The sequence below is a fragment of the Clavibacter sp. MX14-G9D genome (assembly GCF_032917815.1).
Taxonomy (GTDB): domain Bacteria; phylum Actinomycetota; class Actinomycetes; order Actinomycetales; family Microbacteriaceae; genus Clavibacter; species Clavibacter michiganensis_K.
In genome coordinates this window covers 1-24,944 of record NZ_JAVCVL010000019.1, presented here as the reverse complement: position 1 = coordinate 24,944, position 24,944 = coordinate 1, and the positions used below count along the sequence as shown (strand labels likewise).

Sequence of the window (24,944 nt, the reverse complement as noted above, 5' to 3'; positions counted from 1 at the left end):
CCGACGCGAGCCCGAGCACGAGGTTCGTCCACCCGGCCGTGCTGGCCGCGCGCCACCGCTCGTCCGGATCCGGATGCGCGGAGGGCGCCGCCGACAGTGCGGCGGACAGCGCGGCGAGGTTCACGGCGTGGCCGCCGAGCGGCGCGCTCACGAGGGTCGCGGCGGCCGTCGTCGCCATCGCGGCGCGCCACGGCGTCTCGTAGCCGAAGCTCGCGAGCACCGCGACGCCCGGCAGGTTCTGCGACGCCATGGTGACGACGAACAGCGGCACGCCGAGCGCGACGGCCGCCGCCACCGTGAACACGGGCGCGGTCAGCTCGATCCGCGGCACGAGGTGCGCGAGGTCGAGCGTCGATCCGGGCGCGGGCCCCGCGACGGCCAGCGAGACGCCGACCACCACGAGCGCGGCGGCCAGCGCCGTCGGGGCCGCCCAGCGCGGCGCCCAGCGGGCGGCGACGAGCCACGCGAGCACCACGGGGAGCACCACGAGGGGCGTCGCGACCGCCGCCGTGACGGTCGCGACGCAGAGGGGGAGGAGCACGCCGGCGAGCATCGCGGCGGCGACGCTGGCCGGGATGAGGCGCACGAGGCGGCCGAGCAGCGGCCAGAGCGCGGTCGCGAGCACGAGGATCCCGCAGACGAGGAATGCGCCCACTGCCGCGGCCCAGCCGCCCTCGACCGCGCCCGAGCCGATGAGGAGCGCCGCTCCCGGCGTCGACCAGGACAGCGTGATGGGACGGCGGAACCGGTGGGCGAGCAGCACGGTGCCGAGCCCCTGCGTGACGCACAGCGCCAGCAGCCCGGACGCGGCCTCGGAGGGCGACGCCCCGACCGCCGTGAGCCCCGTGAGGACCACGGCGGAGGTGCCGGCGAACCCGACGACCGCGGTCACGATCCCCGCCCCGCGCGCCTGCGCACGGCCGCCCGGCGCCTCGATGACCGTCATGCGCGCTCCCGACCGGACGCCGGTCGTCCTGCCGCCCGATCCTAGGGTCGGCGCGACGCTCTCACGCGCCGGTGCCGCGCCCGTCGGCGCCGTGCGCGGCGGCCCTGCGGCGCTGACGGAGGAGCGTGAGGAGGATGCCGCCGACGCTGATCGCCGCGATCCCCACGAGGACGACGTCCATGTAGCGACCCACCACGTCGGCCACGCCGGGGATGCCCGCGAGGCCGTACCCGAGCCCGGTCACGAGCACCGTCCAGGCCGCCGCGCCGACGGCGTTGAAGGCCGCGAACCGGCCGTAGCGCATGCGGCCCACCCCGGCGGCGACCGGCGCGAAGGTGCGGACGACGGGCACGAAGCGCGCGAGCGTCACGGCCCAGCTGCCGAAGCGGTCGAAGAACCCCTGCGTGCGATCCACGTTCCGACGGCTGAAGAGCCCGGAGTCCCTCCGCTCGAAGACGCGCGGACCCGCCGACCTCCCGATCGCGAAGCCGAGCTGGTCGCCGAGGAACGCCGCGGCGAGCACGAGGAGGACCACGAGCGGCACGGGGAGGGCGATGGCGCCCGTGTACGTGAGGACGCCCGTGAAGAAGAGGAGCGTGTCGCCCGGCAGGAAGAAGCCGACGAGCAGGCCGCTCTCCGCGAAGACGATCGCGCACACGACGACGAGGCCCCAGATGCCGGCGCCCTCGATGATGCCCTGCGGGTCGATGCCCATGCGTGCCGCCGTCCGTGCGGGTCGCCGGGGCGACTGTCGGGTGCGGCCGGAGCCGCGCGCCTCGGGTGGAGCGCGCGCTCAGGCTACGTCCGGGAACCTGCAAACCACCGGGTTTCCTCACCTCCTGAAACGAAAGTTGATGGTGGTGTTCGTGATCATTTCGGTTAGCGTCGGAGGATCCGTGCTCCACCGACCTCGACGAGGCCCGCCATCTCCCGCACCGCTCGCACCCCCCGCCGCGTCCCCGGACGCCCGCGGGCGACCGTCGCGCCGCGCCTCCGACTGGCCGCCGCCCTCGCCGCATCCGGCCTCCTCCTGGGGCTCGGGGTCCCGTCCGCGCAGGCCGCGGAGGAGTACCCCACCTGGTCGGAGGTGCAGGCCGCCCGCTCGAGCGAGCAGGCCACCGCCGAGCAGGTCACGCGCATCACCTCCCTCATCTCCGGGCTCGCCGCCGAGGTCGAGGCCGCGAACGCCCTGGCCCTCCAGCGCGCCGACGAGCATGCCGCTGCCGTGGACGAGCTCGACCGGGCCACCGGCGAGCTGCAGGCGCTGCAGTCCAAGGCCGAGCGCGCCCAGGCCGATGCCGACGAGGCCAAGCGCCAGGTCGGCCGCCTCGTCGCCCAGCTCGCCCGCAGCGGCGGGGGCGGCGGCGACGTCTCCCTCCGCCTGCTCACGAGCGGCGGCGAGGACGCCGACGCGCTCCTGTCCCGCATGGGCACCGCCACCAAGCTCGCCGACCGCCAGGACACCGCGTTCACCGCCGCCGTCACGGCGGCCCGCACCGCCGAGTCGCTCGGCAAGCAGGCCTCCGTCGCCAAGGACGCGCTCGCCGTCCTCGCCGCCGACGCCGAGGCGAAGCTCCAGGAGGCGTCGGCCGCGCAGGCCCGCGCCGATCAGGCCCTCGCCGAGCAGCAGGCCCGCAGCTCCGAGCTGCAGGCGCAGCTCACCACCCTGCGCGACTCCCGCATCTCCGTCGAGGAGGGCTACGCCATCGGCGAGCGGAAGCGGCAGGAGGAGGCGGCCGCGGAGGCGCGCCGCCAGGCCGATGCCCGTGCCGCTGCCGCCGCTGCCGCCGCCGCCGCGAACGCCGCCGCGCGTCCGCCGGCCAACGCGCCCCGTCCGCCGTCCTCGGGCGGCCAGCCGTCCGCATCGGGCTGGACCATGCCCATCCGCAGCTACGGCTCGTACCAGTCGTACGGCATGCGCCTGCACCCGATCCTCGGCTACTGGCGCCTCCACGCGGGCGACGACTTCGGCGCCGGCTGCGGCACGCCCATCTACGCCACGGCGTCCGGCACCGTGCAGTTCGCGGGCGGATCCAGCGGCTTCGGCAACGCGATCACCCTGAACCACGGGGGCGGCGTCACGAGCGTCTACGGCCACATGTACTCCTACGGCGTCATGGTGCGCACCGGGCAGACGGTCCAGGCCGGGCAGCAGATCGGCGCCGTCGGCAGCGCGGGCCTGTCCACCGGCTGCCACCTGCACTTCGAGATCCGGCAGGGCGGCGTCGCCACCTCGCCCATGCCGTTCCTCCGCGCCCGCGGCGTCTGAGCGCGGGTACGCTGGGCGCGTCGACGAGCCGGGGGGTGCGGATCATGACGGGACGCATCCGACGTGTCGCGCAGGCCGTGCTCCGGCCCGCGATCTTCGTGCAGTACCGGGCGCTCCGCGCCGGCCTCCGCAGCACCGTCTTCCCCCGCGACGCGGGATCCGGCGTCGTCCCCGGCGAGTCCCCGCAGCGCGTCCTCGTCATCGGCGAGGCGACGGCCGTCGGGTTCGGCGTGCTCTCGCACGAGCTCGGCATGGCGGGGCACTTCTCGCGCCAGCTCGCGCGGCGCACGGGCCGCGGCGTCGAGTGGACCACGCGCCCCTTCGCCGACCTCACGATCCACACGGCCGCCGGCACGGTCCGCGACCGCGCCCTGCTGGCGGGCGTCGACGTCGTGCTGCTGATGGTGGGCGTCGGCGACAGCATCCGGTTGACGCCGCAGCGCACCTGGCGCCGGCTGCTCTGCTCCGCCATCGACGACCTGTGCCAGGGGCTGCCCGAGGGCGCGCGCGTGCTCGTCCCCGAGGTCCCGCCCCTGCGGGAGAGCGTCGGCATCCCCGCCCCGTGGCGGGCCGTGGCGGCCCGGCACGCGCGCCTGCTCAACCGCGTGACGGAGGAGATCGTCGCCTCGCGCGCCGACGCCCTCTCCGTGCCGTTCCCCCGCGAGAGCGTCATCGACCTCGGCGATCCCGACTCCGCGCAGGCCTCCCGCGTCTACGCGTCGTGGTCGCGCGCGTTCGTCCAGCGGATGCTCGGACCGCTCCCGAGCCCCGAGGGATGACCGGCGGTTGAACGTTCCCTGTGCATTCCTCGGGTGCGGGATACGGGAGAGGGCCCCGGCGTAGCGTCGGACGCGTGCCCGTCCCGGTGTCCACACCGGGGCCCGGGCTCTCGGATCGAACGCGGATCCGACCCCAGCACCGAGAACGCACGAGGAGAAGCAATGCCCCAGGTAATCGAGACCGTCGACGTCAACGTCCCCGTCAGCACCGCGTACAACCAGTGGACCCAGTTCGAGTCGTTCCCGAACTTCCTCAGCTACGTCGAGTCGATCACGCAGGTCACCGACACGCTCACCGAGTGGAAGGTCAAGATCGGCGGCGTCGAGCGCACGTTCGAGGCCAACATCACGGAGCAGCACCCCGACGAGCGCGTCGCCTGGAACTCCACGGGCGGCGACGAGGACCACGCCGGCGTCGTCACGTTCCACAAGCTGAGCGACACCGAGACCCGCGTCACCGTCCAGCTGGACTGGGAGGCCAAGGGCCTCGTCGAGAAGGTGGGCGCGGCGATCGGCGTGGACGACCACGTCATCAAGGCGGACCTGAAGAACTTCAAGGAGTTCATCGAGAAGCGCGGCACCGAGGACGGCGCCTGGCGCGGCGACGTCCAGGCCTGATCATGCAGACGGACGACATCCGCTGGAACCAGGAGGCGCGCGACAAGATCCTCACGGACAGCGACCGCGTGCTCCAGGAGGCCGTGCAGACGGCGGCCAGGGAGCTCGAGGGCCAGGACTGGGAGACCGTCTACCAGCGGCTCTTCGAGCAGCTGAAGGACCGGTTCATCGACTTCGAGCCGGGACCGGACCTCCGCAAGTACGCCGAGGCCGTCTCCCGTGGGGAGATCCAGGGCTGACGCCGACGTCATCATCACCGGGAGGGCCCGGCACCCATGCGGGTGCCGGGCCCTCCTGGCGTCCGGGCGCCTCGATCCCCCACCCGCTGGATAATCTGGACCCGCGCCGCGGGGGCGCGGGACCAGGGGAGACGCGATGAGCGACAGGCACGACGACGGGCAGCGGGACCTTGACCAGGGGCGGGACGACGCGCGGGACCACGCGCGGGAGGGCGCCGCGGGCGAGGACGCGCCGCCCGCGTACGCACCGGCGCCGGCCGCGCCGGCCGCCTACCCCGGGGCGTACCCCGCCGCCTACCCCGACGCCGGGTACCCGCCGGCCGCGTACCCCGGCGCCGGCTACCCGGCCGCCGCGTACCCGGGAGCCGTCCCGCCGCCCGGCTACGGGATGATGCTGCTCCCGTCGGCCCAGCGCCCCCTGCCGCCGCACATCGACCCGTCCTGGCGTCTCGCGGGAGTGGGGCGACGCGCGGCCGGCCGGATCCTCGACCAGGTGGTCTTCGGCTTCGTCGGCGCGCTCTCCGCGGGCGCGTTCATCATCCCGCTGCAGGGGATCGCGCAGCAGCGGATCGTCGACCAGCAGCTGTTCGGCGAGGCCGCCGAGGACCTCATGGACACCTACGCGGGCGGGGCCGTCCTCGCCACGTTCCTCAGCCTCGTCTCGTACCTCCTCATCGCCACCTGGTGGCTCGGCTGGAAGGGCACCACGCCCGGCAAGGCGATGGTCGGCATCCGCGTCCAGCGCTTCTCGCAGCCCGGGATGCTCGGCTTCGGCCGCGCGCTCCTCCGCGGCGTGGTGCAGAACGCGTTCGCCATCGGCTCCCTCTTCACGGTGTGGCTGCCGTACGCGTCGGTCGGCTGGGACTCCCGCCACCTCCTCCGCGGCTGGCACGACCTCGCCGCCGACGACGTCGTCCTCGCGCGGCGCACGGAGCCCTACCCCTCCTCCTGACGCGCCCGGGGCGCGATCAGTCTGACGAGGGCCTGGGAGAAGCGCCGCCCCCGGAATGCCGCGGACGGGCGCGGGGGTTGCCCGAGCGCGGTCCGCTCGGGCCGCTGGCCCCGCCTCCCCGCCCGACGTGACCCGTCCGGGCGCGCGGCGGCCATCTGCGAGACGAAGGATCCACCACGTGAAGCTCTTCTCCCCCCTCACCCTGGGCGCCCTCGAGCTCCCCAACCGCGTCGCCATGGCGCCTCTCACGCGCATGCGCTCCGACGAGCACGGCGTGCCCGGCGACCTCGTCGTCGAGTACTACCGCCAGCGCGCGTCCACGGGCCTCATCGTGTCCGAGGGCGTGTTCACGAGCGAGCGCAGCAAGGCGTACCCGGGCCAGCCCGGCATCGTGACGGACGAGCAGATCGCCGGCTGGCGTCGGGTGACCGACGCGGTGCACGCCGCCGGCGGGCGCATCGTCATGCAGCTCATGCACGGCGGCCGCGTGTCGCACGAGGAGATCACGGGCGGACTGCCGCTGCTCGCGCCGAGCGCCATCGCCATCCAGGGCGAGGTCCACACGCCCACCGGCAAGGCCCCCTACCCCGTCCCCAGCGAGCCGGAGACCGACGAGGTCCCGCTCATCGTCGACGAGCTCGCGGTCGCGGCGCGCAACGCGGTGGACGCCGGGTTCGACGGCGTGGAGATCCACTCCGCCAACGGCTACCTGCTGCACGAGTTCCTCTCGCCCGTCTCCAACGTCCGCACGGACGCCTACGGCGGGTCGCCCGCCAACCGCGCGAAGCTCGGCATCGACGTGGCCCACGCGGTCGCGCGCGAGATCGGGGCCGGCCGCGTCGGCATCCGCATCTCGCCGAGCCACAACATCCAGGACGTGCTCGAGGAGGACGCCGACGAGACGCGCGCCACCTACGAGGCGCTCCTCGCGGGCATCGCGCCCCTCGGCCTCGCGTACCTCAGCGTGCTGCACGCCGAGCCGCGCGGCGAGCTCGTGCAGGGCCTGCGCGCCACGTTCGGCGGACCGCTCATGATCAACAGCGGCTTCGGCGTCGTCACCGAGCGCCAGGACGCCGTCGACCTCGTCGAGGACGGCAGCGCCGACCTGGTCGCCGTCGGCCGCATGGTCATCGCCAACCCCGACCTCGTCGAGCGCTGGGAGCAGGACGCGGAGGTCAACGAGCCGAACGGCGACACCTTCTACGGCCCCGGCGCCGAGGGCTACACGGACTACCCGGCGCTCGCCGGCTGATCCGCCGCACCTGACCGGCTCCGGCCGGCACCGCCCGAGGCCGGGCTCACTCCGACGGAGCGAGCCCGGCCTCGTGCACGAGCACGGCGACCTGCACGCGGCCCTCGAGGCCGAGCTTGTCGAGCACGTGGCCCACGTGCGTCTTCACGGTCGCGACGCCGAGGTGCATGTCGGCCGCGATGCGGGCGTTCGAGTGACCGCGCGCGATGGCGAGCGCCACCTCCTGCTCGCGCTCCGTCAGGGTGCCGAAGCGCGCCCGCTCGGCCGTGCGGTCGGCGCGGTCGCGCTGGGCCGCCACGCCGATCACGGTGTCGAGCACCGAGGGGGACAGGATCGAGCTGCCCGCGGCGACCTGGCGCACCGCCGCCACGAGCTCGACGGGCGGGGTGTCCTTCAGCAGGAACCCGCGCGCGCCGGCCCGCAGCGCCCCGAGCACGAGCTCGTCGGCGTCGAACGTCGTGAGCACGATGACGGGGAGGTCGGGGCGTCGGGCCACCTCGCGGGCCGTGGCGGCGATCCCGTCGCAGACCGGCATGCGGATGTCCATGAGCACGACGTCGGGCGCCGTCCGGGCGATGACGCGACCCGCGGCCAGGCCGTCGGCGGCCTCGCCGACCACCTCGAGCCCGTGCCCGCCGCCGAGCAGCATCCCCAGGCCGGCGCGCACGAGCGCGTCGTCGTCGACGATCACCACGCGGATGGGCGGGCCGCCCGCGGGCACGACGCCCGCGAGGTCAGTGCCCCCGGCTGCGGGGCCGGGCGCCGTCGGGCCGGATGCCGTCGGGCCGCCGGTGCTCACGCGGTCCACGGGAGCACCGCCTCCACCACGTGCCGGCCGTCGCGGCGGGCGACCGCCAGGGTGCCGTCGAGCGAGAGCGCCCGCTCGGCGATGCCCGCGAGGCCGTGACCGGCCGGGGGCGCGGCCGGATCGTCGGCGCCGGGTTCCTCGGACGGCACCGGGTTCTCGACCGCGATGCGGAGGGATCCGCCGGCGCGCCCGTCGACCGTGAGCGTCACCGGTGCGCCCGGGGCGTGGCGGCGGGCGTTCGTGAGGCACTCCTGGACGACGCGGTAGGCGTGCCGGGAGGTCGTCGCCGAGAGGGTCGGCAGCTCGTCCCGGGTGTCGGGGTGGACGTCGGCGTGCACCTCCACGCCGAGCGCGCACGCCTCCTCGAGGAGCCCGGGGAGGTCGGCGAGCGTCGGCTGGGGCGGCGCGAGGGCCGGACCGCCGGACGGGTCGCGCAGCACGCCGAGGACCTCGCGGAGCTCCGTGAGGGCCGTCCGCGCGTTGTCCCGCACGACGCCCGCGGTGGCGCGGACCTCGGCCGGGTCGAGGTCGTCGCGGTACTCCAGCGCCCCCGCGTGCAGCGCGACCAGCGAGAGCCGGTGCGCGAGCACGTCGTGCATCTCGCGGGCGATGCGGGTGCGCTCGCGGTCCGCCGCCTGCGCCGCGCGGAGGGCCTGCTCCTCGTCGGAGAGGCGCGCGCGCTCCCGCAGCGACGCCATCAGCTCGCGTCGGCCGCCCACGTAGAGCCCGACGACGACGAGGAGCCCGAGCATGGCGACGAGCAGGGCGCCGACGACCGGGACCTCGCGCGGCGTCGTGGGCAGGTAGGAGAGCCCGGCGAGCTCCCACGTGCCGACGGCGACGACCCAGGTGCCGGCGGCCAGCGCGATCTCCCGTGGGCGGCGGCGGGCGGCGAGGGAGGCCAGGGCGATGGCGGCGGCGGGCAGCCCGACGCTCGACACGGCCGCGACGACCCCGAGCACGAGGGCGATCGGGAGGGGCGCGACGCGACGGACCGGCAGGAGCGCGACGGCCACGAGCCCGACCCCGGCGTCGACGAGGAGCAGGACGTCGACGCGGGCGCCCGTCGTCCCGGACTCCTCGAGGAGCGTGAGCACGCCGCCGAAGGCGACGACGCCGACCACGAGCGCCAGGAGCATGAGCGCCGCCTCCCGCCCGATGACGAGCGTGCGGCCGAGGGCGCGGCCCCGGGTCGGCGCTCTGCCGTCGCCGGGATCACCGTCGCCGACGGGTCGCGGGACCCGTCCGGGCACCGGGACGCGTCCCGGCGGGAGGTCGCGGGGAGCGTGCGCTGCGGGAGAGGACATGGTCCGACCCTAGGGACACGCGTCACGCCGCCGTATCGACCGGAGGGGGGAGATACGCGCGGCACACGGGGGAGGCGAGGCCGGGGTCGCAGGGGGGGCGGGGCGGCGACGCGGTCGCGGGCGGGGCTCCGGGCGCGAGCCTCCGCGCGGGAGGGTCAGCGCACGCGTGCGGCGCGGCGCTCCGCGCGCGAGGCCCGCCAGCGGCGCCAGGCGTCCCAGAACCGGTGGAGCTGGCGCTTGAGGAACACGTTCACGCGGTGCGCCGCGGGGAACTCGGTGCCCAGCACGGCGATGCCGAGGAAGACGATGAGCCAGCCCGGCCCCGGCAGGGGGATGAGGACGACGCCGACGAGGACGATGGCGACGCCGAGGATCCCGACGAGGATCCGGTACAGCCAGCGGGCCCTCGGGTGCAGCTCGATCCAGGCCCGGCAACGGCGCAGGAAGCGGCGGAGGGGATGCGCGTGGCTCGACCCCGCCTCGTACTCGCGGGTCAGGGTGTCGGACATGGGCCCACGGTACGGGCGGGTCCTGGGAACCGTCCCCCTCATCCGGGGAATCCGCAGGATGCCGTGACGATCGACCCGCGGGGCCCGTCGTCCTCAGCGGGAGGGCGGCGCCGTGATCCGGCGCGCGGCCTCCACGACCGCCGCCCGGTCCGCGGCGCGTGCGGCGGGCCCGTCGTCGTGCATCGCCGGGTACGGCGACTGCACCCACGACTGCGCGAGCGCGAACAGCATGGTGAGGAGGCGCTGCGGGTCCCATGACGGGTCGATGGTGCCGGCCTCCTGCCCGCGGCGGATGGCCTCGACCTTCGCCGACGGCGAGGTCTCGCTGTGCGGCACGTCGAGCGTCACGCCGTCGAGCCGCGCCCACGCGAGCATGCGGCGGTGCTCCGGGTGCTCGTAGGCGTGGTCGAAGATGTGGCCGACGAAGCCCGGGAGATCGGCCGGATCCAGCGTCACGGCCGAGAAGAACTCGACGCCGTTGAGCTTCAGCACCGCGTGGAACAGCGACTCCTTGTCGGTGAAGTGCGCGTACAGCCGCTCCTTGCTGGCACGTCCGGAGCGGGCGATGCGGTCGACGCGCGCTCCCGCGAGCCCGTGCGCCGCGAACTCCTCGCGCGCGGCCAGGAGGATGCGGTGCCGGACGTCGTCGGGCCGGTCATCGGTGGAGCGGGCGGACCCCGTCGTCTCTGCCATGTGAACAGCGTATGTCAAACGAACCGGTTCGTTTGACTCTCCGCGCGCCGCAGCCCTAGATTGGACCGTCCTCGCCCGCCCGGGCGCCGCACGACCCTCAGGAGCACCAGATCTCCCACGCACGCACCCCCGAGAGCGCACCGCCCTCGACCTCCTCCGCCTCCGGCCCGGCCGCACCGGCCGGCCCCGCCACCCCGGCGGCCCCCTCCGCCCGCAGCAAGTGGATCCTGCTGGCGGTCGTCGCCCTCGCCCAGCTCATGGTCGTGCTCGACGGCACCATCGTGAACATCGCCCTCCCGGCCGCGCAGCGCGACCTCGGCATGAGCGACGCCGACCGCACCTGGGTCGTCACCGTGTACGCGCTCGCGTTCGGCTCGCTCCTCCTCCTCGGCGGGCGCATCGCCGACTACTGGGGGCGCAAGCGCTCCTTCCTCCTCGGCATGGTCGGCTTCGCGGCCGCCTCCGCGCTCGGCGGCTTCGCCGTCTCGAGCGAGATGCTCCTCATCGCGCGGGGCCTCCAGGGCATCTTCGCGGCGCTCCTCGCCCCCGCCGCGCTCGCGCTCCTGTCGGTGACCTTCCCGTCCGGACCCGACCGGGTCAAGGCGTTCGCGGTCTACGGCACGATCGCCGGATCCGGTGCGGCCGTCGGCCTCCTCCTCGGCGGCGTGCTCACCGAGTACCTGAGCTGGCACTGGTGCCTCCTCGTCAACGTGCCGATCGCGATCGTCGCGATCGTGGCCGGCATCCCGCTGGTGAAGGAGAGCCGCGCCGACGGCGACCGCAGCTACGACGTGCCCGGCGCCCTGCTCGTGACCGTCGGCCTCGCGTCGATCGTCTACGGCTTCTCCCGTGCGGAGGAGGGCTGGGGACAGCCGCAGACCATCGGCTTCCTCGCGCTTGGGGTGGGCATCATGGTCGCCTTCGTCTGGTGGGAGTCGAAGGCGCGGAACCCGCTCCTGCCGCTCCGCGTGGTCGCCGACCGCACCCGCGGCGGCGCGTACCTGACCTCCGTGATGGTGGGCGCGGCGCTCCTCGGCGGGCTGCTCTACCTCACGCTCCACTTCCAGATCGTGCTCGGCATGTCGCCGCTCATCTCCGGCCTCGCGTCGCTGCCGATGGCCGCGTCGATCATGCTCACCGCCCCGCAGGTGGCGCGGCTGCTGCCGAAGGTGGGCCCGCGCGTGCTCATGACGGTCGGCCCGCTCGTCGCCGCCGCCGGTCTCCTCTGGTTCAGCCGGGTCACGGTCGACGGCGCCTACGTCGTGCAGGTGCTCCCGGGGCAGATCCTCCTCGGCATCGGGCTCGCGTGCGTCTTCGTGCCCATGCAGAACGTCGCGCTCTCCGGCATCGAGCCGCGGGACGCGGGCGTCGCGGGCGCGGCGCTCACGGGCACGCAGCAGATCGGCGGATCCATCGGCACGGCGGTCTTCACCGCCCTGTTCGCGTCGGCCGTCACGGCCGCGACCGCCGACGGCGTCCAGGACCCGCTGCAGCAGCAGGTGGACGGCTACCACGTGGTGTTCCTGGCCGCGGCGATCGGCGTCGCCTGCGCCTCGATCATCTCCTGGTCGATGGTGCGCGTGCCGCTCGAGCGCTTCCGCGAGGGCGCGTCGTCCGAGGCCGTGAGCATGCACTGATCCCGCGCCGGATCATCGACGACGCCCCTCCCGCATCGCGCGGGAGGGGCGTCGTCGCCTCCCGGCCGGGTCGGCACATGAAGTCGCGCTGACCTCCGCCTCCGCCGGGGTGTGTGCGCTTCGCTCGCGCAAGTGCGCGACCTGCGAACCTCCCCCGAAGCACTCCGACTAGCTAGGAGCAACCATGCGCATTCATCCGATCCCCCTCATGGGGGTCATCGCAGCCGTCGCACTGTCGACGCTTTCCTTCGCGTCCAGCGCCTCGGCGACGCCGACGAGGACTCCCTTGAGCCGCATCAGCGCCTCATTCTCCTCCGGGCCTGCTCGAACGGCGGACGTCTCCGACGCTGTTCCATCCACGGAGCGCATCGAGAGAGCCGGTATCGAGCTCCGCGAGAGCGCGGTTCCGCGGGACGCCGTCAGTACCGCATTCGGCCAGCGCGTGACGTACCGCATCGGCGACGGAGTGACCATCACCTACACCTACTCACCGGGAGGAGCGCCGGTGGTCGGGGCACCGACACAGGAGGAGCTGGGTAGTTCTCTCGTACGAGCCGGGGCGGATCCGTTCCCGTACGTCAGCCTCGACCCCTCCGAGCAAGCGGCTGGCGCGGCGGGCACGCTGGGCTTGCTGATCTGTGCGGCACTCGGCCCGGAGAGCGGTGGCCTCGGGTGCGCAGTCGGCGTCGGGGTGGGAGCGACCATCGTCGCGGTAGCCACAGCCCATGGCGTCTGCACACGCAACCGGAACATGCAGATCTACCTTCCGACGTTGGAAGTGCAGTGCCGTCGTGATTGAACCGGAGGACCACCGAGCAGATCGAAGCCGTGCCCTCGCATCGTCGTCCATCGTCGTCGCGTTCTTCCTCTTCTCGCAGTTGGTGATCGTGCCTCTGCTCGACGGGCGTTCCCCTGCCACGCAGGCCGTGCCCGCGAGCGTGGTCGCTGTGCTCATGTTCGGCGTCACGTACCTGGTCTCCGTGTCCTTCCAGAAGCGCCGCCGGCGCCGAAGTCGCGACTAGGGCGAAGGACGACGCCCCTCCCGCACCGACCCTCATGGTCGGGCGGGAGGGGCGTCGTCGTGCGCGGGCCGGGTCAGATGGCGGGCGACCAGCCGAGGGCCGGGCCGAGGAGCTCGGCGATGTCGGTGAGGATCTGCTCCAGGTCGGCCTCGCCGAGGGTGAAGGGGAGGGCGAACGCGACCTCGTCGACGGCCTGGAACGCGGGGTCGGCGTGCAGGCGCGCGGCGATCTCCTCGGAGGTGCCCACGAGGTCCTCGGCGAAGAGCAGGCCCCGCGGCCCCATCGGCACGCCGACGCGATGCGCCCGGGAGGCGGCGTATGCCTCGTAGCGGGCGCGCTGCTCGGGGGTGGCGCGGTCGGTGGGGATCACGACGAGGCCCTGCGACACTCGGGCGTCGGCGCCGGTCGGATGGGCTGCCCGGTACGCGTCGATCTGCGCGCGCTGGTTCGCGCCGAAGTCCGGCCCGAGCTCGCCCTGGATCACGCTCGACGTGAGGAGGCGGAAGCCGTTCTCGCCGGCCCAGACCGCGGAGCGCGTGCTCGCGGCGCCGTACCAGATCCGCTCGGCGAGTCCCGCGGCGTGCGGCTGCACGGTGGAGGCGTACTCCTCCTGTCCCTCGCGGGCGGCGGCGTCGCTGACGGTCCGGCCGTGCACGAGGTCGCGGAAGCGGAGGAGGCGGTCGTAGCCGAGGTCCTCGAGGTCGGCGGTCGTCGGGTAGATCGCGTCGCGGTACGTGTCGAAGCGCATGGGCGTGCCGATCGAGAAGCCCGGCTGGAGGCGGCCGCCGGTGAGGAGGTCGACCGTCGCGAGGTCCTCGGCGAGGCGGAACGGGTTCTCGGCGCCGATGGGCGTGACGGCCGTGCCGAGGTCGATGCGGCGCGTGCGCTGTGAGGCCGCGGCCATCACGGCGACGGGGGAGGAGATCCCGTGCTGCAGGTGGCGGTGCCGGAGCCACGCGCTGTCGAGGCCGAGCTGCTCGCCCCTCTCGATGATCCGGAGGGTGGCCTCGTGGCCCTCGGCGGGATCCGCCGGGTCGAACGTGCCGATGGTGAGGAAGCCGAGGCGGGCGAGCGGGGTACCGGATGCGGGCATGGACCGATGCTAGGCGGGCGGGCCGGGGCTCCCGTCCGGGCCCCGGCGGGCACGGGCCGTCGAGGGTCCGGCGCCGGCCGGGTCAGGAGGTCGCGGGCGACCAGCCGAGCGCCGGGCCGAGGTGCTGGGCGACGTCGGTGAGGATCTGCGCGAGGTCGCCCGTGGGCAACCCCGCCGGCAGGGCGATGGCGAGCTCGTCGGCGGCCTGCACGGCCGGGTGTGCGAGCAGCGCGGCCGCCAGCCGGTCGGACGGGCCCACGAGATCCGGAGCGCGGACCATGCTCGACCCGACTCCCGGGCCCTCCGACTGGTCCGCCCGGGCGGCCCGCTCGGCGTGCGCCGCGGCGTCGTCCGCGTACCGGGCGCGCTGCTCCGAGGTGGCGCCGTCGGTGGGCACCACGACGAGCGCCAGCGTGACGTGCGCGGCGGCCGGATCCGGATGCGCGGCCCGGTAGGCGTCGATGAGGGCGCGCTGGTCGGCCGCGAAGCCGTGGCCGCCGCCGGTTCCGCGCTCGGTCACGTCGGAGGCGAGCAGGCGGAAGCCGTGCGATCCCGCCCAGGCCGCCGTGCGGAGCGTCGCCGCGCCGTAGGCGAGGCGGTCCGCGAGGCCGGGGGACGACGGCTGCACCGTGGGCGTGAGGGCCTCGTCGTGCTCATCGTCGGATGCGTCGGGCCGGTCGTCCGCGCCCGGCACGCGGCCGCCGCGCAGCAGCTCGCGGAAGCGGAGGAGGCGGTCGCGGCCCGGCTCCTCGTGCTCGGCCGTCGTTGGGTGCACGGCGCGGTCGACCGCGGCGACGCGGCCCGGGTTCCCGACCGAGAGGCCGGGGCGCAGGCGCCCGCCGGAGAGGAGGTCGACGGTCGCGAGGTCCTCGGCGAGGCGCAACGGGTTCTCGGCGCGCACGGGGATCGACGCCGTGCCGAGCCCGATGCGGCTCGTGCGCTGGGAGGCCGCGGCGAGCATGGCGACGGGGGAGGAGATCGCGTGCCGCAGGTGGTCGGGCCGGAGCCACGCGGTGTCGAGGCCGAGCGCGTCGCCCAGCTCCACGAGCCGCAGCGCCTCCTCGAGGCCGGTGGCGGGATCGACCGGGTCGAACGGGCCGGTGGTGAGGAAGCCGATGCGCGTCGGCGCGGATCCGGGTGCGGGCATGCGACGAGGCTAGGCGCTCGGGCTGCGGGTCCGGTGGGCCGCCCGGTCAGGCGTCGGCCCCGGCCCCCGCGATCTCGGTCAGGGCGGCCAGGTGCCCGTCGAACGCCCGGCGGCCGGATGCGGTGAGCGACAGCCAGGTGAGCTGCCGCTTGTCCGCGCGCCCGGCCGAGGAGGCCTTGCGCGAGGCGACGTAGCCGCTCTCCGTCAGCTGCCGGAGGTGCTTGGACAGGCTGGCGTCGGCGACGCCGAGGGTGTCGCGCAGGACGGCGAAGTCGATCTGGTCGACCCGCCGGAGGATCCCGCAGATGCGGAGGCGGACGGGGGCGTGGATCAGCTCGTCGAACGCGGCCTCAGCCACGGCGCCGGATCCCGTCGACGGCCGCGCGGAACGCCAGCGTCGACAACCAGGTCACGAGGCCGAAGGCGGCCACCGCGGTGAGCGCGACGGTCCAGCCGAGGCCCTGCGCGACGAGGCCCAGCGAGATCGAGAACAGCACGAGGCAGCCGAGGAGCGCGGCCGCGACGAGGAGCACCGCGCGCAGCCCGACGCCGCGGAACCGGATGCCCGTGCGGCGGCGGATGAGCACCAGCAGCACGACCGCGGCCGCGATGAGCAGCCAGGAGGTCCGCGGCGGCTCGTATCCGGCGCCGGGGGAGAGGGTCACGGCCTGGGCGACCCAGGCGAGGGCGATGGCCCCGAACCCCGCGAGGTGCCAGCGCGGCACGGGGATGCGGGCGGCCAGGGCCTCGCGGTCGGAGTGGAGGCCGTCGAGGGCGGCGGCCGCGTCTGCTGCTCGATCATTTTCCATGAGGGAAACCTACATCTGGTTTTCCTCCATGGCAAGTGTTCGGCGGGCTCCCGTGTCAGGGGATGAGCACGATGGAGCCCGTCGTACGCCGGGCCTCCAGGTCCTCGTGGGCGCGAGCGGCATCGGCCAGCGGGTACGTCGCGCCGACGCGCACGTCGAGCGAGCCGTCGAGGACGGCCGCGAACAGCTCGCCCGCGCGCCAGCGCCGCTCCTCGGCGTCGAGCAGGAAGTGGGCGAGGGTCGGGCGGGTGACCGACAGGGACCCGCCGGAGTTCAGGCGCTGCAGGTCGAACGGCGGCACCTGGCCGCTCGCGCCGCCGAAGAGCACCAGCGTCCCGCGGATCCGCAGGCTGGCGAGCGAGCCGTCGAACGTGTCGCGGCCGACGCCGTCGTAGGCCACGTCGACGCCGCGGCCGTCGGTCAGCTCGCGGACGCGCACCGGCACGTCGTCGTAGCCGAGCACGTGCGTCGCGCCCGCCGCGCGGGAGAGGGCCGCCTTCTCCTCGTTCGAGACGGTCGTGATGACCTCGACCCCGCGGTCGGCGAGCAGCTGCGTGAGCAGGAGGCCGACGCCGCCGGCGCCCGCGTGCACGAGCGCGCGATCCCCGGGGCCGGCCGGGTACGAGCTCGTCGCGAGGTAGTGCGCGGTGAGGCCCTGGAGCGGGAGCGCCGCGGCGGTCTCCATCTCGACGCCGTCGGGGACGGGCAGGAGGGTCTCGGCGCGCACCAGCGCGTGCTGGGAGTAGGTGCCCTCCGCCTCCGCCGTGGCGACGCGGTCGCCGACGTGGACGCCGCTCACGCCGTCGCCGAGCGCCTCGATCACGCCGGCCGCCTCGGATCCCGGCACGTACGGGTGCGCCATCGGGTACACGCCGCTGCGCCGGTAGGTGTCGATGAAGTTGACGCCCGCGGCGTGCACTCGGATGCGCACCTCGCCGGGGCCGGGATCCGGCACCGGGCCGTCCGTCAGGGTCATGACCTCGGGCCCGCCGGGCCCTTCCACCTCGATGCGCGCGCTCATGGGTCCAGCCTGCCGTGTCCGCGGACCCCGAGTCACGCGTCCCGCGGCGGACCGTCCCTCTCGTCGTGCTCCTGCTCCTCGTCCCGCGCCCGCTCGGTGTCACGCTCGGCGATCTTCCGGCGGTACCCATCCATCGCCCGCTCGTCCAGCCTGTGACGGATCTCCTCGACGTCGGGCGCGAATGTCTCCTTCGTCAGATCCCTCAAGGCCACCCACTTCTCGCGGAACTCGGCATCGGTGTCGCCGGGGCGCCAGGGGCGCGACCACGCGAGCTCGACCGTCTCCACCCCCGTCATCGCGGTCGCGAGTACCACGGAGGCCGTCCCGGGCAGGAGGAAGCCAGCCAGGGCGCATGCGCTCGTCGCACCCGCGAGCCATGGCACGAGGGCGAAGCCCCATCCGCCGGGGACCAGGCTGCGACGTCGAAGGACGAAGGGCCGTTCCGCCGCCACCGTCACGCAGATGTTGACTGCCGTGAGCAGGATGGTCCCGCCGATGATCGCGGAGAGAGTGGGGCTGCCGAGGCCGAAGATCCGAGTCCCCCCGAAGCAGATCACCACCACCAGTGGCATCTTCAGGAAGGCGACGGAGAAGTGACCGACGACCGGCGCCCAGACGGGTGGTGGCTCCCATGTCGAGGGCGCGCGGTCGTCGTGGAAGGGCTCGCCGGACTGCATGTCAGACGTCCATGGCGGCGGCGCCGGAGCATGCCGATGCGACGCCGTCGACCCCGAGGAGCGCTTCGATGATCTGAGTCGCCTCTTCTCCCATCTCGGCGGCCGCCCGGCCGTAGCGGATGGCCAGATGGATGTCGTAGGCGCTGCCGAACAGCGCACGCGCCTCCCTGATGAAGCTCACCACCTTGAACACCGGCAATCCGTACTGCGCGATGACGCCGGCGATCGACGCGGCGCAACCGATCCAGTCGATGGTGAGTCGAGCCGTCGGAGCGGAGCCGCGGAGATCCGTCGCCAGCGCGCCGCGTCCCGTGCCGATGAGGCAGAGCGCGTCGTCCGCCGCTGAGGACCGGGCTGTGTCGCCGGTGTCCGACGAAGCAGTCACCCGATCGATCGCGCGGCTCAGCCGCCGCTCGTAGTGCGGTGTCGTGCGGGGGTCGGCCGACTTGACGTCGTCGGGCAGAGCGTCCAGCACAGCGACGAGGCCGTCGAGGTCGGCGTCGCTCATGGCGGGGGCGGAGGCCAGGAGGGTTGCCGGTGTCGTCGGGGCGACGGTGCCGACGCCCGCGTGCACGACCCTCGACTGGCGCTGCGCGGCTTCCGGCACGGTGCCGGGAACCGCTCCCGAGGCTGCGGTCATGGCCCCGACCAGCGAGGCAGCGGTGACGACGAGCATCATCGTGAGTGGACGCGCGGGGATGGGCATGTCCCTCCTTCGTGAGCAGGAGGGATCCCGGTTCGGGTGCGGATGACGGACGCCGCGGGATCGCATCGGGATGGTCGCGCGCATCCTGGCCCGGGCGCCACCGGCGGCGGCGGCCTTCTCCACAGAATGTCCAGGCAGAGCATCCGCCGCCCAGGAATGCCGCCGCGACACACGCGGTTGGGCTCCCATAGGCTCGACGACGAGCAGGTGCGCGCGGCCCGGCCCCGCACCGACCAGGATCACGACGAAGGTGGAACCCATGGCAGGTCGCGTCTACGACGACATCACCCAGCTGGTCGGCGGCACGCCGCTCGTCCGGCTCAACCGGCTCACCGAGGGCCTCGACGCGACGGTGCTGGTGAAGCTCGAGTCGCACAATCCCGCATCCAGCGTGAAGGACCGCATCGGCGTCGCGATCATCGACGCGGCGGAGGCGTCCGGGCAGCTGAAGCCGGGCGGCACCATCGTCGAGGGCACGAGCGGCAACACCGGCATCGCGCTCGCGATGGTCGGGGCGGCGCGCGGCTACAAGGTCGTCCTCACCATGCCGGAGACCATGAGCATGGAGCGCCGCCTGGTGCTCCGGGCCTACGGCGCCGAGATCGTGCTGACCCCCGGCCCCGAGGGCATGCGCGGCGCCGTCGAGCGGGCGAAGCAGATCGTCGACGAGACGCCGAACGCCATCTGGGCGAAGCAGTTCGCGAACGCCGCGAACCCGCGGAAGCACCGCGAGACGACCGCCGAGGAGGTCTGGGCGGACACCGACGGCGGCGTCGACGTGTTCATCGCGGGCGTCGGCACGGGCGGCACCATCACGGGCGTCGGCCAGGTGCTCAAGGAGCGGAAGCCGGGCGTGCAGATCGTGGCGGTCGAGCCGCTCGACTCGCCCATCCTCAACGGCGGCAAGCCCGGCCCGCACAAGATCCAGGGCATCGGCGCGAACTTCGTGCCCGAGATCCTCGACACCGAGGTGTACGACGAGGTCGTCGACGTGTCGCTCGAGGACTCCATCCGCGTCTCCCGCGCGCTCGCCACCGACGAGGGCATCCTCTGCGGCATCTCCTCCGGATCCATCGTCTGGGCCGCCCTCGAGATCGCCAAGCGCCCCGAGAGCGCCGGCAAGACGATCGTGGCGATCGTGTGCGACTACGGCGAGCGGTACCTCTCGACCGTGCTGTTCGACGACCTGCGCGACTAGGCGTGGGAGCAGTCGCCCGCGTCGTCGAGGATCTCCGCTCCGCCCGCGCCCATGATCCGGCCGCGCGCGGGTACATGGAGATGGTGCTCGGCTACCCGGGGCTGCACGCCGTGTGGCTGCACCGGGTGTCGCACGCGCTGTGGCGGCGGCGGATCCGGCTGCCGGCGCGCCTGCTCGCGCAGGTCGGGCGGGCGCTGACGGGCGTCGAGATCCACCCGGGCGCGCGCATCGGGCGACGGCTGTTCATCGACCACGGCATGGGCGTGGTCATCGGCGCGACGGCGGAGGTCGGCGACGACGTGCTCATGTACCACGGCGTGACGCTCGGCGGGAAGAGCCTCGTGCACGGCAAGCGGCACCCGACCGTGGGCGACGGGGTCACCATCGGCGCCGGCGCGAAGCTGCTCGGGCCGATCACGGTGGGCGCCGGCAGCGTCATCGGCGCGAACGCGGTGGTCGTGAAGGACGCACCCGCCGGATCCGTGCTCACGGGCATCCCGGCCGTCGAGACGGGGAAGCGGGCGGGCCGTGGGCCCGACGCGCACGTCGACCCGGCCTTCTTCGTCGACCCGGGGATCTACATCTGATGCCGGAGCGGGAGACGGCCGCCGGGGTGGACGGCGCCGCCGGGGCCGGCAGCGCCGCGGGGGCCGGCAGCGCCGCCGGACCGACGCCGACCGTCGAGCTCTCCACGCACGGCGTGGGACCGTGGCCGGGCGGGGCCGAGGAGTGGCCGGACGAGCCGCACCTGGACCCGGAGCTGCTCGAGCGCGGGGACACGCGCAACGTGATCGACCGCTACCGCTACTGGCGCATGGACGCGATCGTCGCCGACCTCGACGAGCGCCGGCACCCGTTCCACGTCGCCATCGAGAACTGGCAGCACGACATGAACATCGGGTCGATCGTGCGGAGCGCCAACGCGTTCGCCGCCGACACCGTGCACATCGTCGGCCGGCGCCGCTGGAACAAGCGCGGTGCCATGGTCACCGACCGCTACCAGCACGTCGTCCATCACGCGACGATCGCCGACCTGGTCGAGTGGGCGGCGGGCGAGGGCATGCCGGTCATCGCGATCGACAACGTGGACGGATCCGTGCTCCTGGAGACCACGGCGCTCCCCGAGCGCTGCGTGCTCGTCTTCGGGCAGGAGGGGCCGGGCCTCAGCGACGAGGCGATCCAGGCCGCCGACATGACCGTGGCCATCTCGCAGTTCGGGTCGACCCGATCCATCAACGCGTCCGCGGCCGCCGCGGTCGTCATGCACGCGTGGGTGATGCAGCACGTCGCGTTCCCGGGCGGTGGAGCGGACTGACGCCGGGTGCGGGTGCGGCTGCCGGCCGCCCTGGCAGGATGACCCGGTGATGCATGACCCTGACCCCGGCCGTCGCCCCGCCCGCCGCCGTCCGGACGTGACCGGCCTGGAGCTCGTGGGAGGTCCCGAGGCGCTCGCGGTCCCGCTCCGCGAGCACGACCCGGCGTGGGCGGGCGCCTTCCGGGAGCACCGCGCGCGGATCCTCGCCGCGGTCGGCGACGCGGCGCTCGCCGTCGAGCACATCGGCTCCACCTCCGTGCCGGGCCTCGCGGCCAAGCCCGTCGTCGACGTGGTGCTCGTGGTGCCGGACATCACGGCGGAGGAGGACCACGTGGCGCCGCTGGTCGCGGCCGGGTACGTCCTCCGGGTGCGGGAGCCCGGGCACCGGCTCGTGCGGACGCCCGCGCGCGACGTCCACGTGCACGTCTACGAGGCGGGCGCGGACGCGATCGAGGCCTACCTGCTCCTCCGCGACCGGCTGCGCTCCGACGTCGCCGACCGGGACCTGTACGCGCGCACGAAGCGGGCGCTCATGACGCGCCGCTGGGACGACATGAACGACTACGCGGAGGCGAAGTCCGAGGTCATCGGCGGGATCCTCGCGCGCGCACGGGAAGCGCGCCCGGCGGCGGCGCCGGCGCCCTAGGCGTCGCGGGAGGAGGCCGGGGCCGACTCCGACGCAGTCGGCTCGGATGCGGCCGGCCGGGGGAGGGACACCCACAGGTCGACGTCGTCGTCGGTGTCGAGGCCGAGCGCCGCGGCCGTCTCGTCGGGGGAGGACGCCACGAGGGAGATCGCGGTGCGGGAGCGGGGCTGCGCCGCCCGGATGACGATGCGGCGGGACCGGACGGGCCCCAGCAGCTCCGCCACCTCGTCGAGGAGCGCCCCGAGCGCGGCGGCCGGGACGTCGTCGAGGCCCCCGTCGTCGAGCACCTGCACGACGGCGCCGCGGCGCCGGTGGCGGAGGATCGCGGCGCGCGTCGCGTCGTTGAGCAGCAGGCGGCCGCGGATCTCGTCGCGGAGGGTCTGCTCGACCACGCGGCACTCCGCGCGCGCGGCCGCGTCGAGGCGCCCGCCCTCGCGGATGATGCGCCCGAGCAGCGGCGCGACGTTGCGGTGCGCGGAGCGGAGCCGCGCGTGCCGCTCCTGCTCCGACGCGTCCAGCTCGGCCCGCCGGGCCAGCGTCTCCCGTTCCGCCGCGGCGGCGACGCGCGTCGCCTCGGTCACGCGACGGAGGGCGCGGTGCATCATCAGGCCGCCGATGACGAGGACCACCTCGCCGGCGAGCCCGAGGCGGATGATGCCCGCGGGGCCGGCCCAGACGCCGATCGCGACGACGAGGCAGGCGGTCGCGGCCAGGGGCGGGAGCCGCTGGCCCGCCATCCAGACCAGGGCGCAGCCCGCGAGGACGCCGCAGGTGAACCACGAGATCGTGACCGAGTCGACCTCGTCCGGGGAGACGCCGAGGGTCGCGACGCCGCAGATCACCGCCCCCACGGCGGCGAGCGACCAGGCCGTACGGGTGCGCATCGACCCCCGGCGGGCTCCCCGCACGATCGAGGGCAGGACCGCGGTCCCGAGGATCGCCGCGAGGAGCGGACCGACCGCCTGGAAGAAGAACGCGGCCTCCGCGGTCGCGACGAGGACCGCCACCATGACGAGGGCGGTCAGCACCCCGGAGAGCGCGTGGCGCGGGATGAGCGTGACCCGGGTCGCGCCGGCCGCGCCGTCCGCGCCGCCTGCGCCATCCGTGGTCTCCGGCATCGGGGCCGGCGGCGCGGGCTGCCACGAGATGACCACGGAGGTGCCGCGGCCCGAGGTCGAGCGCACGTCCGCCGACGCGCCGACGCGCTGCAGGCGCTCCACGATCGACACCCGGACGCCCAGCCGCGCCGGGGCGAGGCCCTGCGGGTCGAACCCGCAGCCGTCGTCGCTGATCCGGATCCGCAGGCCGCCGCCCGCCGTCGCCCACGCGGTCGCGGTGCGCACGGCGCCCGGTCCCGCGTGCAGCACGCTGTTGGCGATCGCCTGCAGCATGGCGGACACGACGGCCTCCGCCACCGGGGACGGCAGCTCGATCGCCTCCGCGGCGGCCAGGTCGAGGTGCACCTGGCCGGCCAGCGGCGCGAGCTCCCGCTCCGCGGACGCGAGCGCCTCCGCGAACCGCACCGTCCCCGGGCTGCCGGCGAGCGGGTCCTGGGTGTCGGACACGATCTCGAGCGCGGAGCGCGCCATGGGCACCGCCCGGTCGCCGAGGCCCTGCGCGGCGGCGAGGAACGCTGCGAGCACGGTGTCGTGCAGCAGCGCGTCCGTCCGGACGCGCTGCGCCGCCATGGCGGCCGCGCGTCGGCTGCTCTCGAACAGCTCCTGCGCGCGGCGTCCGGCATCGTCCGCGCTCCGGGCCCGGACCCGCAGCTCCCGCACGCCCACGACGAGGCCCGCCGAGAGGATCGCGAGCCACACGCCCTGCGCCGCCAGGTGGGCGGACGGCATCCGGCCGGCGTGGACCGCGACCAGCAGCACGAGGACGCCGCCGCAGCCGAGGCCGGCCGCCAGCGGGCGCCGCGTGCCGAGCGCGATGCAGCTGAGGACGACGGGCGACAGCCCGATGAGCCACGGGAGCGGGAACGGTCCGGGCAGGCCGGGCGCGCCGATCCGGAGCGGCTCGAGCAGGAGGAGCGCGGCGTAGACGGCGGGGACGACGCGCAGCCATCCGCGGGCGGGCATGCCCGGGCGGAGCAGGGCGAGCGGCACCAGGGCGACGAGGAGCGCCGCCAGCAGGAGGGCCACGACCGTGAGCGCCATCCCGGCCCCGGGATCGTCCACCAGGAGGCGGGGGAGGGACAGGAGGACGAGCAGGGGCGCGACCACGGCCGTCGTCCGGACCATGCCGCGCTCGACCCCGACCCGCAGCGACATCGGATCGCCGCCCGCCCCGGGCGCGCGTCCAGCGGGCCGCGCCGTCGCCGACGCGTCCCCGATGCGGCCGGGAGCGGGGAGGCCCGTCGGGGCGCGCTCGCTCGGCCGCGGATCCCCCACGGCCGCCATGCCCTCAAGCTAGGGCGTCGGGGCCGCGGGGACCAGCCCCCGTCCGGGCCGTCCCGGCTGCCCTGGCAGGCTGGCGGCGGGCGGGCCCCGCCCGCACCGAGACGGGAGACCCATGACCGCCGTGACCCTGATCCGCTCCGTCGCCCTCTCCGGCGTCGCCGAGTACGCCTACGCCGCCACGGCCCCGGCCGACGCCCGGCTCGTCTTCCTCGCCGGATCCTGCCCCCTCGACGCCGAGGGCCGCACGGTCGGCGTCGGCGACCACGCCGCCCAGGCGGCCCGGTGCGTCGAGAACCTGCGCCTCGCGCTCGAGGCGGCGGGCGCGACGACGGCCGACCTCGTCAGCACCCGCGTCCTCGTCGCGTCGAGCCGGCAGGCCGACCTGGTCACGGCGTGGGAGGTGGTGCGCGACGCGCTCGCGCCGCACGACCCGCCGAGCACGCTCCTCGGCGTCACCGTGCTGGGCTACGACGACCAGCTCGTGGAGGTCGAGGCGGTCGCGGCCGTCGTCGACTGACGCGTCCACCGATCCGCGAGGACCGGGCTTGCTCCTGACGCAGCGTCATGTGGTCTGCTCGGAGAACATCCCGCCCCACCCCGAGAGGTCCGCCATGCACCCGTTCCCGGCACCACCCCGACAGGTCCAGATCGGCGACGCCGCCGCGTTCGTCGGCATCACGCCCCGATCGATCCGGCACTACCACCAGATCGGCCTCCTGCCCGAGCCGGAGCGGGGCGCGGACGGCCGGCGCCGCTACGGCTACGAGGAGATCATCCGGCTGCTGTGGATCCGGCGCATGGCCGACGCCGGGATCGCGCTCGACGACATCCGCGACGCCTTCGACGGCGCCGCACCCGGCGGGCCGGCGCCCGCGCGCCCCGCGGACGACGGCCGCGCG

Annotated in this window: 29 protein-coding genes; 15 read left to right on the top strand and 14 right to left on the bottom strand. The window is 74.8% G+C overall.

Going from position 1 to position 24,944, the window contains the following annotated elements:
• Both Q6969_RS03655 and Q6969_RS03650 read right to left on the bottom strand, forming a co-directional pair.
• The coding region (locus Q6969_RS03655; RefSeq protein ID WP_317229226.1) for a benzoate/H(+) symporter BenE family transporter at window positions 1–946 on the bottom strand (946 nt) is incomplete at its 3' end.
• 61 nt (window positions 947–1,007) lie between these two features.
• Entirely contained in the window at window positions 1,008–1,661 is a 654-nt protein-coding gene (locus Q6969_RS03650; protein WP_317229225.1) for a VTT domain-containing protein, read from the bottom strand.
• 372 nt (window positions 1,662–2,033) lie between these two features.
• On the opposite strand from Q6969_RS03650, the gene Q6969_RS03645 reads away from it, so the two are divergent.
• From Q6969_RS03645 to Q6969_RS03620, 6 genes are all read left to right on the top strand, one after another.
• On the top strand, window positions 2,034–3,215 hold the full coding sequence (locus Q6969_RS03645) for a peptidoglycan DD-metalloendopeptidase family protein (protein WP_317229224.1): 1,182 nt from the start codon (window positions 2,034–2,036) through the stop codon (window positions 3,213–3,215).
• 44 nt (window positions 3,216–3,259) lie between these two features.
• Entirely contained in the window at window positions 3,260–3,994 is a 735-nt protein-coding gene (locus Q6969_RS03640) for an SGNH/GDSL hydrolase family protein (RefSeq protein ID WP_317229223.1), read from the top strand.
• Window positions 3,995–4,156: 162 nt separating this feature from the next.
• A complete protein-coding gene (locus tag Q6969_RS03635) occupies window positions 4,157–4,612 on the top strand; it encodes an SRPBCC family protein (RefSeq protein ID WP_094115078.1) in 456 nt (151 codons plus the stop codon).
• A gap of 2 nt (window positions 4,613–4,614) precedes the next feature.
• Window positions 4,615–4,851, top strand: coding sequence for a hypothetical protein (locus tag Q6969_RS03630; protein ID WP_317229222.1), 237 nt, complete (start codon window positions 4,615–4,617; stop codon window positions 4,849–4,851).
• A 136-nt stretch (window positions 4,852–4,987) separates the two neighbouring features.
• Entirely contained in the window at window positions 4,988–5,803 is an 816-nt protein-coding gene (locus Q6969_RS03625; RefSeq protein ID WP_317229221.1) for an RDD family protein, read from the top strand.
• 178 nt (window positions 5,804–5,981) lie between these two features.
• A complete protein-coding gene (locus Q6969_RS03620; RefSeq protein WP_317229220.1) occupies window positions 5,982–7,055 on the top strand; it encodes an alkene reductase in 1,074 nt (357 codons plus the stop codon).
• A gap of 46 nt (window positions 7,056–7,101) precedes the next feature.
• Here Q6969_RS03620 and Q6969_RS03615 read toward each other — a convergent pair whose 3' ends face one another.
• The 4 genes from Q6969_RS03615 to Q6969_RS03600 form a co-directional block, all read right to left on the bottom strand.
• Complete coding sequence (locus tag Q6969_RS03615; protein ID WP_317229227.1) at window positions 7,102–7,776, bottom strand: response regulator transcription factor; 675 nt, start codon at window positions 7,774–7,776, stop codon at window positions 7,102–7,104.
• A gap of 74 nt (window positions 7,777–7,850) precedes the next feature.
• Window positions 7,851–9,170, bottom strand: a complete 1,320-nt coding sequence (locus Q6969_RS03610; RefSeq protein WP_317229219.1) for a histidine kinase — start codon at window positions 9,168–9,170, stop codon at window positions 7,851–7,853.
• A gap of 155 nt (window positions 9,171–9,325) precedes the next feature.
• Complete coding sequence (locus tag Q6969_RS03605; protein ID WP_317229218.1) at window positions 9,326–9,679, bottom strand: TIGR02611 family protein; 354 nt, start codon at window positions 9,677–9,679, stop codon at window positions 9,326–9,328.
• Between the two features lie 93 nt (window positions 9,680–9,772).
• Complete coding sequence (locus tag Q6969_RS03600) at window positions 9,773–10,372, bottom strand: TetR family transcriptional regulator (RefSeq protein ID WP_317229217.1); 600 nt, start codon at window positions 10,370–10,372, stop codon at window positions 9,773–9,775.
• 257 nt (window positions 10,373–10,629) lie between these two features.
• Here Q6969_RS03600 and Q6969_RS03595 point away from each other — a divergent pair, with 257 nt between their 5' ends.
• The 3 genes from Q6969_RS03595 to Q6969_RS03585 all read left to right on the top strand — a co-directional run bounded on the left by Q6969_RS03595 (window position 10,630) and on the right by Q6969_RS03585 (window position 13,031).
• Window positions 10,630–12,009, top strand: a complete 1,380-nt coding sequence (locus tag Q6969_RS03595; RefSeq protein ID WP_317229216.1) for an MFS transporter — start codon at window positions 10,630–10,632, stop codon at window positions 12,007–12,009.
• A 184-nt stretch (window positions 12,010–12,193) separates the two neighbouring features.
• Window positions 12,194–12,808, top strand: a complete 615-nt coding sequence (locus Q6969_RS03590; protein WP_317229215.1) for a hypothetical protein — start codon at window positions 12,194–12,196, stop codon at window positions 12,806–12,808.
• Window positions 12,801–13,031, top strand: a complete 231-nt coding sequence (locus Q6969_RS03585; protein ID WP_104293620.1) for a hypothetical protein — start codon at window positions 12,801–12,803, stop codon at window positions 13,029–13,031. Before Q6969_RS03590 ends, Q6969_RS03585 begins: the two co-directional genes overlap by 8 nt.
• Window positions 13,032–13,104: 73 nt before the next feature.
• Here Q6969_RS03585 and Q6969_RS03580 read toward each other — a convergent pair whose 3' ends face one another.
• From Q6969_RS03580 to Q6969_RS03550, 7 genes are all read right to left on the bottom strand, one after another.
• Window positions 13,105–14,124 carry an LLM class flavin-dependent oxidoreductase gene (locus tag Q6969_RS03580; RefSeq protein WP_317229214.1) on the bottom strand — a complete coding sequence of 340 codons (1,020 nt, stop codon included), beginning with the start codon at window positions 14,122–14,124 and terminating at the stop codon, window positions 13,105–13,107.
• An 82-nt stretch (window positions 14,125–14,206) separates the two neighbouring features.
• Entirely contained in the window at window positions 14,207–15,271 is a 1,065-nt protein-coding gene (locus Q6969_RS03575; RefSeq protein WP_317229213.1) for an LLM class flavin-dependent oxidoreductase, read from the bottom strand.
• Window positions 15,272–15,317: 46 nt separating this feature from the next.
• On the bottom strand, window positions 15,318–15,629 hold the full coding sequence (locus Q6969_RS03570; RefSeq protein WP_317229212.1) for a transcriptional regulator: 312 nt from the start codon (window positions 15,627–15,629) through the stop codon (window positions 15,318–15,320).
• On the bottom strand, window positions 15,622–16,080 hold the full coding sequence (locus Q6969_RS03565; RefSeq protein ID WP_317229211.1) for a hypothetical protein: 459 nt from the start codon (window positions 16,078–16,080) through the stop codon (window positions 15,622–15,624). The genes Q6969_RS03570 and Q6969_RS03565 overlap by 8 nt, the downstream gene beginning before the upstream one ends.
• A gap of 55 nt (window positions 16,081–16,135) precedes the next feature.
• Window positions 16,136–17,101 (bottom strand): quinone oxidoreductase, encoded by a 966-nt coding sequence (locus Q6969_RS03560; protein WP_317229210.1) that lies wholly within the window; start codon window positions 17,099–17,101, stop codon window positions 16,136–16,138.
• Window positions 17,102–17,133: 32 nt separating this feature from the next.
• Window positions 17,134–17,778: a hypothetical protein gene (locus Q6969_RS03555; RefSeq protein WP_317229209.1), complete on the bottom strand. Its 645-nt coding sequence runs from the start codon at window positions 17,776–17,778 to the stop codon at window positions 17,134–17,136.
• A gap of 1 nt (window position 17,779) precedes the next feature.
• Window positions 17,780–18,484: a hypothetical protein gene (locus Q6969_RS03550; protein ID WP_317229208.1), complete on the bottom strand. Its 705-nt coding sequence runs from the start codon at window positions 18,482–18,484 to the stop codon at window positions 17,780–17,782.
• A gap of 259 nt (window positions 18,485–18,743) precedes the next feature.
• Between Q6969_RS03550 and cysK the strand changes: the two genes are divergently transcribed.
• Genes cysK through Q6969_RS03530 form a run of 4 tightly spaced genes read left to right on the top strand, consistent with a single transcriptional unit; the run spans window position 18,744 to window position 21,643 of the window.
• Window positions 18,744–19,682, top strand: a complete 939-nt coding sequence (gene cysK, locus Q6969_RS03545; protein WP_317229207.1) for a cysteine synthase A — start codon at window positions 18,744–18,746, stop codon at window positions 19,680–19,682.
• 2 nt (window positions 19,683–19,684) lie between these two features.
• Window positions 19,685–20,269 (top strand): serine O-acetyltransferase EpsC, encoded by a 585-nt coding sequence (gene epsC, locus Q6969_RS03540; RefSeq protein WP_317229206.1) that lies wholly within the window; start codon window positions 19,685–19,687, stop codon window positions 20,267–20,269.
• Window positions 20,269–20,997: an RNA methyltransferase gene (locus Q6969_RS03535; RefSeq protein WP_317229205.1), complete on the top strand. Its 729-nt coding sequence runs from the start codon at window positions 20,269–20,271 to the stop codon at window positions 20,995–20,997. Before epsC ends, Q6969_RS03535 begins: the two co-directional genes overlap by 1 nt.
• A 49-nt stretch (window positions 20,998–21,046) precedes the next feature.
• Window positions 21,047–21,643, top strand: a complete 597-nt coding sequence (locus Q6969_RS03530) for a GrpB family protein (RefSeq protein WP_317229204.1) — start codon at window positions 21,047–21,049, stop codon at window positions 21,641–21,643.
• Here Q6969_RS03530 and Q6969_RS03525 read toward each other — a convergent pair.
• A complete protein-coding gene (locus Q6969_RS03525) occupies window positions 21,640–23,886 on the bottom strand; it encodes an ATP-binding protein (RefSeq protein WP_317229203.1) in 2,247 nt (748 codons plus the stop codon). The genes Q6969_RS03530 and Q6969_RS03525 overlap by 4 nt on opposite strands.
• 271 nt (window positions 23,887–24,157) lie before the next feature.
• On the opposite strand from Q6969_RS03525, the gene Q6969_RS03520 reads away from it, so the two are divergent.
• Both Q6969_RS03520 and Q6969_RS03515 read left to right on the top strand, forming a co-directional pair.
• Window positions 24,158–24,562, top strand: a complete 405-nt coding sequence (locus Q6969_RS03520; protein WP_317229202.1) for a RidA family protein — start codon at window positions 24,158–24,160, stop codon at window positions 24,560–24,562.
• Window positions 24,563–24,590: 28 nt separating this feature from the next.
• Window positions 24,591–24,944 (top strand): MerR family transcriptional regulator (locus Q6969_RS03515; RefSeq protein WP_317229201.1); only part of this gene is annotated, 354 nt, incomplete at its 3' end.